Raw genomic sequence first — 6,457 nt, forward strand, 5'->3', positions numbered from 1 at the left:
CCCATCATCAACACACCTCCGTGCATATCCACCCAACTTGTGCTTTTGGCTTGGGGGGGTTTCTTTTGAATTGTTTGCGGTTTCTTGTGGCGGGGTCGGGCCCTGGGTCTTTTTCCCCCCCCACCGTCGGCCCTGCTTCGCGCAATATAGGGGCTCGCGGGCTTTTCGCCGACAGGTGCGCCGGACGACCCTGACGGCGCACTGTTCACGATCCGGATTTTCGCGCCGGGCCTGATCAGCCGGATGATCCGGCGCACCAGCGATGGCCGGCTCGGATCGGGGACCGCGCGCGAGAAATCGACATCCGGCAGCATGCCGCGATGCGGCCGGCGGCGAACCTCGGCATGAACCGCCGACGAATAGGTGTCGCCGATGAGCAGCGCCCAGGTCGGCAGTCGGTGGATATGCAGGCTCCTTGAGCCGGGTATTCTGTAGGGATCGAACATCGGTCCGTCCTCCGTGTGAAAATAGAGATGAAAAGGCGAAGCAATATCGTCCGCGGCATTCGGCCGGAGGCACGCATTGCGTCGGTCTGGACACGACGATGATCGTCGGTCTGGACATGCTCAGTTCGGGCGTTCAGCCCTTTTGACTTTTTGAAAAACATCGCAGGATTCCTTCGAAAGCCGAAAAATCGTTTCGGCGGGAATCGGTGCGATCAAGTCTTAGAGAGTCAGGAGAATCGTCGTACCGAAACCGCCGGCAGGCAGGTAAGCCCACGAGAGGGGCGCTGGATGTGCATGGTCATCATGAATTACCCCTCCATCGGTTCGGGTTGACAATGGAGCTGACATACCCGACTTCGCAGAAAATGGCCACCCGCGGGTCCAGCAATTTCCAAAACCGCGAGCCCGCTGTGGCCGATTTGCCACTTATTAGAAAGACGCGGAAATGAACTGTTGTCTCCGCATCGCGCTCTACCAGCCGGATATCGCCGGCAACACCGGGACAATCCTGCGCTTCGCCGCTTGCCTCGGCCTCGGCGTCGACATCATTGAACCGGCCGGTTTTCCGCTGTCCGACAAAGCGCTCAAGCGAGCCGGCATGGATTACCTCGAATGGCTGCTCTGACCCGGCATGTCGACTGGGACGCCTTCGAGGACTGGCGCAAAGCCCGCGCGCACCGGCTGGTGCTGCTGTCGACCAAAGCCACGAGCCCTTACACCAGCTTTGCCTTCGCCGATGGCGACATACTGCTGTTCGGCCGCGAATCCGCAGGCGTTCCGGATCCCGTCCATCAGGCGGCGGATGCGCGGCTGACGATCCCCATGCAGGGCGCGGCGCGCAGCCTCAATGTCGCGCTTTCCGTCGCCATGGTGGCGGGCGAAGCCATCCGGCAACTCGGATAGGGGTTCGCCGGCTACTCCCGTCATCTTGACCCAGGCGCACATCGCCTCCTCCTTCGTTTGCAGATCCCTGGTTTCTTCGCTACAAGCTCAACTTAACTTGAGGTCAAGCAGAAAAATCAGAAATGGCACCGGTAACGGAATTGACGGTCGGCCAGGTGGCCATGCGCAGCGGTGTGGCGGTGTCGGCGTTGCATTTCTATGAGGCCCGCGGCCTGATCCGCAGCCACCGCACGTCGGGCAACCAGCGCCGCTACGGCCGCGACGTGCTGCGCCGTGTCGCGATCATCAAGGTGGCGCAAGAGGTCGGCATCTCGCTGGCCGAGATCGGCACGGCCCTGGCATCGCTGCCCGAGGGCCGCACGCCGACGCGCGATGACTGGAACCTACTGTCGACCGCCTGGCGTGACGGGCTCGATCACAAGATCGCCCAGCTGAAGAAACTGCGCGACGGACTGACCGACTGCATCGGCTGCGGCTGCATGTCGATCGACAAATGCCCGCTCAGAAACAAGGGCGACAGGCTGGCAAGGGAGGGGACCGGCGCGAGAAGGCTGGTGGCTCTTCCTTCTCCCCGTTCACGGGGAGAAGGTGCCTGAACGAAGTGAAGGCGGATGAGGGGCAGCGCCAGCATTGAGAGGTTCGCGCAGCCCTCACCTGCCTGCCGGCGTTGGTCGTTCGAAAAGCCAAGCAGTTGGCTTCTCGTCCGCTGCGCGGACCACTCCTCAACTCCCCGTAAACGGCGAGGAAATCCTAGTCAGCCGCCGGCAAGCGCCTGATGGTGAACTCGATCACGTCGCCCGGCCGCTCGAACCAGCTTTCGATTTCGGTCCAGTAGGCCTGCTTGGGAAAGCGATCGAACCATTCCTTGGCTTTGAGCCGCGCATCGGAGCGCGGCAGCACGAAGGTCTCCCGCAGGAAACCGTCGCGCGGCATGCGCGCGCGCTCAGCCCGGCTTTGGTCCAGCCTTTTCTTCAGGCCATCCAGCGGCGGTCTTGCCGGGGTGCGCACGAAACAACTCCTTGCACCTGGCGCATGCCTCCGAAATCGGAATCGAGTTTCGGAAAGGATCATGCGCAAAACCAAAGTGACTTGACCCTTGCCCTTAAGAGATTAGGGATCGCGCCGGCAAAAGACGAGTCATTTGTGGGACTCATCGCCCCGCAACCGGAGACGGCACTTGGAACGACCTGAAATACCGGCTGGCCTGCCCGCCGACATCGAACAGAAGAAGATGAAGGCGCGCCTGTGGTTCGAGACGTTGCGCGAACGCATCTGCGCTGGGCTTGAACAGATCGAACAGGATCTTGGCGGCCCGCTGGCCTCGTGGTCGCCAGGCCGTTTCGAAAAGACGCCCTGGGAACGCGACGAGGGCCGCGGCGGCGGCGGCACCATGTCGATGATGTACGGCCGCGTCTTCGAGAAGGTCGGCGTTCATACCTCGACCGTCCATGGCGAGTTCTCACCCGAATTCAGGAAGCAGATGCCGGGCGCCGAGGAAGACCCGCGCTTCTGGGCATCCGGCATTTCGCTGATCGCGCATCCCTGGAATCCCAACGTTCCGGCCGTGCACATGAATACCCGCATGGTGGTCACGTCCAGCCAATGGTTCGGCGGCGGCGCCGATTTGACGCCGGTGCTCGACCGCCGCCGCACCCAGGACGACCCCGACACGGTCGCCTTCCACCGCGCCATGCAATTCGCCTGCGAGAAGAACGCCGACGTTGCCGACTACCCGAAATTCAAAGCCTGGTGCGACGAGTACTTCTATCTTCCGCACCGCAATGAGCCGCGCGGCACCGGCGGCATCTTCTTCGACTGGCTGCATTCGGGTGAGGATAGAGGCGGCTGGAATGCCGACTTCAACTTCGTCCAGGATGTCGGCCGTTCTTTTCTCGTCGTCTATGGCCACCTCGTGCGCGCCAACTTCAACGAGAATTGGACCGACGGTGATCGCGACGAGCAGCTCATCCGCCGCGGCCGTTACGTCGAATTCAACCTGCTTCACGATCGCGGCACCATCTTCGGCCTGAAGACCGGCGGCAATGTCGAAGCGATCCTCTCCAGCCTCCCGCCCGAGGTCCGCTGGCCGTAACAAAATGGTGAGCGCGGCGTGAGCCGTATTGATGTCCCATTCGCTCGAAATGGGGCATCGAATGTGGCACAAGGTGCGGTGAAAAATTTCTTTTTCGTCTAATAGGCTCTTGAAAAGGCTGGTCTATTTGTTGCGCCGGGTCGGGAAGCGCCGGCGGTTCGCCTGAGCGCAATTCCAGGAAAATGTGAGACGGTTTTCCGTTCGGAATTGCCTCGAAACAAGCGAGCCGCGACCCGACGCGACCGGACGGCCCAGACGATGCGGGACACACCCTCGTCCCGCCCTTCAGGAGTACTTCACAATGCGCAAGATCATTGTTTCGGCTGCCGCCGCTGCCCTTCTCGCTTCCGGTTCGGTGACGTTCGCCGCCGTCAAGCACACCACCGGCACGATCAAGACCCTTGACGCAACGGCCATGAGCCTTGTCCTCGATGACGGATCGTCTTTTACGCTTCCCAAGACCTTCAAGGATCCGGGCCTGCAGGTCGGTGAAAAGGTCCGCGTCTCATGGGAGATGAGCGGCAAGAAAAAAATCGCCGAGGCTGTCAAGATCGCAAAGTGATGGCCGGCCAAGGCAGGGCAAGATGATGTCTGGTCCTGTTTCGCGCTAGCGCAAAAGGGCGAAGCAGCGCTGTTTCGCCCTTTTGCCGTTGACGGCGACCGATATCACCCCATCTGTGTTATGCATTCCGCCCGCTCCCGGATCCGCGGATTCAACCCTGGAATCGGACCATGAGCCAAGAAAGTGCCGGAGCCTCGGTCGGGCTCCACGGAGGAAAAGGAGAAACCAATGAAGGAATTTCACTGCGGGTCGCTCGTGCCCGGCTGTGACTGGCACACGCGTGCCGACGAGGAGGCCGAGGTCATGCGCCGCGCCGTCGAGCACATGCGCGAGACGCATGGCGAGACGGTCATCCGCGAGACGATGATCGAGGCGATCCGCTCGCGCATCGAGAAGGCCCGCGACGCGGCCTAGTCTTTGCCGCAGGATTCATCCGCAACACCAAACGAGCCGCGTTGGCGCTTCAAGATTGGTTGAAAAGCGCCATCGCGGACGTCCTGCCGGCCGCCGGCCAAAGAATTATATTTTCCTCAGCTAAAATAAACCCTGCGGTAACCGAACCCGTGCCACTGTCGGGCAAATAATCCGGCTACAGTGGGCTGCAAGAGAAGCCCGTCGTCACCAGGCACTGGTCCGGAATCGGTGGGGCGAGGTGTTTCGCGCATGCGCGAAAGTTCCGGCAATCGAGTGAGTTTTCGCACGACGGCGCTCCTGCTGTACGGGCTCCTTGCAGCGTCTCCGGCGATTGCCCAGGAACTGACCACATCGCTGGTCGACATCCACCAAGGCTCGCCGCTCAGCGATCGCGCGCGCGGCCTGGGCGGCGGCGGTTATGAACTGCAGGACGGAAGCCGGATATCGTTCAACCAATGGTACCACGCAAACTGGGTCGACATGCATGTCGAACTTTTGACCCAGATCACCGAAGACACCGGGATCCTCTGGGGATTAGGCACCGGAGAAGAAGGTGAGAAATATCGCATCGAGCCCAGCCTAAAGCTGGGTTTCCTCACGCAGATGCATCCGGGTCCGAACAGCACTCTTTCCTTGTCGCTCACCACGACCCTCGGCGGCAAGCTCACCGAAAAGCCATGCGAAGCGGACTACGGCGATTTGGGTACCTACAGCGTCAATTGTCGGCTCGCGGCCGGCGAGATGGCGCCAGAGGAGACCTTGAAATATCTGGTTAACGCTAAACCGGAGAGCCAGCACCTCTGGCTGAATTACCGTGTTACTTTCTGATCGCCGGGAGGATGCAAATGAGAAAATCATCTCGTCCCGAAATTTCGCGATCGCCCGTCCTGGTTCTTTTTTGAACGGAGTAAGAGCATGTCCGGTAGTTGCTTGAAATTCGTTATCGCCGCGGCTCTCACCACCCTGTCGGCGCCGATGGCTTCGGCACAGGAGGCGGTCAATGCGGACGAGATGGCCGCGCTGTGTCACGGCGGCGGCCGGTCCACATGCGTGAGTGCAACGATCCCGGCTGCAGGCACACAAGCGGTGCAGGGGTGGATGAGTCCCGACGTCGGCGCGGCATGGGCCGCGGGGTACAAGGGCAAGGGCGTCACGATTACGATCGTCGACGATTTCTCCAGTACTTCGCGCTTCTCGGGCAATTTCGGTGTCGGGGTTCAAACCCAGCGCCATGGTGAATGGACGCGCGAGGAAGCCGGCATGATCGCGCCCTTGGCGACCATCAGGTCGAAGGACTTTTCAACCAGCTCGGCCGTCAGCCTGACGCGTGGCCTGAACGTGCTCAATCTGAGCTATGGCATGTACGCCAACGCCGGTTACAGTTCGAACCAGATCGGATGGAGTCCCGAGGAAGCCTCCATCATCTCCTATGCCACCAAAGGGTCGGCCGTTATTTCGAAGGCGGCGGGCAACGATTCGGTTGCCGTGGGCGGCGTCACAGGCGGTCAGCAGGACTATCTCGACATCGCCCTGGTTGGCAAAGCCTCCGCGATCTTCGTCGGCGCCCTTTCGACGAACGGCACAACAAGCAACAAGGCCCAGCTTGCCTGGTACTCCAACTATGCCGGCTCCAACCCGCTCGTGCAAAGCCACTTTCTTGTGGTTGGCGTCGATGGGAGCAAGACAGGCCTGTATGGCACCTCCTTCGCGGCACCGATCATTTCAGGATATGCGGCGATACTAGGCAGCAAATTCACCAAGGCCACGCCGACCCAGATCACCAACGATCTGCTCAATACGGCTCGTACCGACACCCTGGTCGACTATAGCGCTTCCATGTACGGCAAGGGCGAAGCGAGCCTCTCACGCGCCCTGGCTCCCGTGGCAATCAGGTAGGTTCGCTCGCTCGACCACATTTGATCGTTACGTCGCGGAGCACAACCGTCGAGCCGTGGGCTAGCCCGAATATCTCACAGAGTTGAGGTGCATCGGGGCTCCGAATCAGGGAAAATGCTTCTGCGACAAAGACTTACCCTAGGC

7 protein-coding genes and 2 pseudogenes are annotated in these 6,457 nt (G+C 60.9%); 7 read left to right on the top strand and 2 right to left on the bottom strand.

Translation table 11 applies throughout. From position 1 onward, the window contains the following. A pseudogene (locus NKH19_RS32795) lies at nt 1-446 on the bottom strand (hypothetical protein); the annotation flags it as partial. A gap of 445 nt (nt 447-891) precedes the next feature. Between NKH19_RS32795 and NKH19_RS32800 the strand changes: the two are divergent. Together NKH19_RS32800 and soxR are read left to right on the top strand one after the other, a co-directional pair. After that, nucleotides 892-1,349 (top strand): annotated as a pseudogene (locus tag NKH19_RS32800) (tRNA (cytidine(34)-2'-O)-methyltransferase). Nucleotides 1,350-1,471: 122 nt separating this feature from the next. After that, nucleotides 1,472-1,945, top strand: coding sequence for a redox-sensitive transcriptional activator SoxR (gene soxR / locus NKH19_RS32805; RefSeq protein ID WP_136615932.1), 474 nt, complete (start codon nt 1,472-1,474; stop codon nt 1,943-1,945). 154 nt (nt 1,946-2,099) lie between these two features. Here soxR and NKH19_RS32810 read toward each other — a convergent pair whose 3' ends face one another. Then, the gene (locus NKH19_RS32810) at nt 2,100-2,357 is read right to left on the bottom strand and encodes a hypothetical protein (protein WP_023760711.1); all 258 of its coding nucleotides are present in this window, start codon (nt 2,355-2,357) and stop codon (nt 2,100-2,102) included. Between the two features lie 169 nt (nt 2,358-2,526). Between NKH19_RS32810 and hemF the strand changes: the two genes are divergently transcribed. From hemF to NKH19_RS32835, 5 genes are all read left to right on the top strand, one after another. Then, nucleotides 2,527-3,441 carry an oxygen-dependent coproporphyrinogen oxidase gene (gene hemF, locus NKH19_RS32815; protein WP_352874005.1) on the top strand — a complete coding sequence of 305 codons (915 nt, stop codon included), beginning with the start codon at nt 2,527-2,529 and terminating at the stop codon, nt 3,439-3,441. A 301-nt stretch (nt 3,442-3,742) separates the two neighbouring features. Then, complete coding sequence (locus tag NKH19_RS32820; RefSeq protein ID WP_352874006.1) at nt 3,743-4,003, top strand: DUF1344 domain-containing protein; 261 nt, start codon at nt 3,743-3,745, stop codon at nt 4,001-4,003. 228 nt (nt 4,004-4,231) lie between these two features. Then, the gene (locus NKH19_RS32825; protein WP_109659722.1) at nt 4,232-4,417 is read left to right on the top strand and encodes a DUF1059 domain-containing protein; all 186 of its coding nucleotides are present in this window, start codon (nt 4,232-4,234) and stop codon (nt 4,415-4,417) included. A 249-nt stretch (nt 4,418-4,666) separates the two neighbouring features. Further along, on the top strand, nt 4,667-5,245 hold the full coding sequence (locus NKH19_RS32830) for a hypothetical protein (protein ID WP_352874008.1): 579 nt from the start codon (nt 4,667-4,669) through the stop codon (nt 5,243-5,245). Nucleotides 5,246-5,428: 183 nt separating this feature from the next. Further along, complete coding sequence (locus NKH19_RS32835; RefSeq protein WP_352983849.1) at nt 5,429-6,313, top strand: S8 family serine peptidase; 885 nt, start codon at nt 5,429-5,431, stop codon at nt 6,311-6,313. Nucleotides 6,314-6,457: the final 144 nt, after the last annotated feature.

Source organism: Mesorhizobium sp. M1338, from assembly GCF_040318045.1.
In the GTDB taxonomy this organism is placed as follows: Bacteria; Pseudomonadota; Alphaproteobacteria; order Rhizobiales; family Rhizobiaceae; genus Mesorhizobium.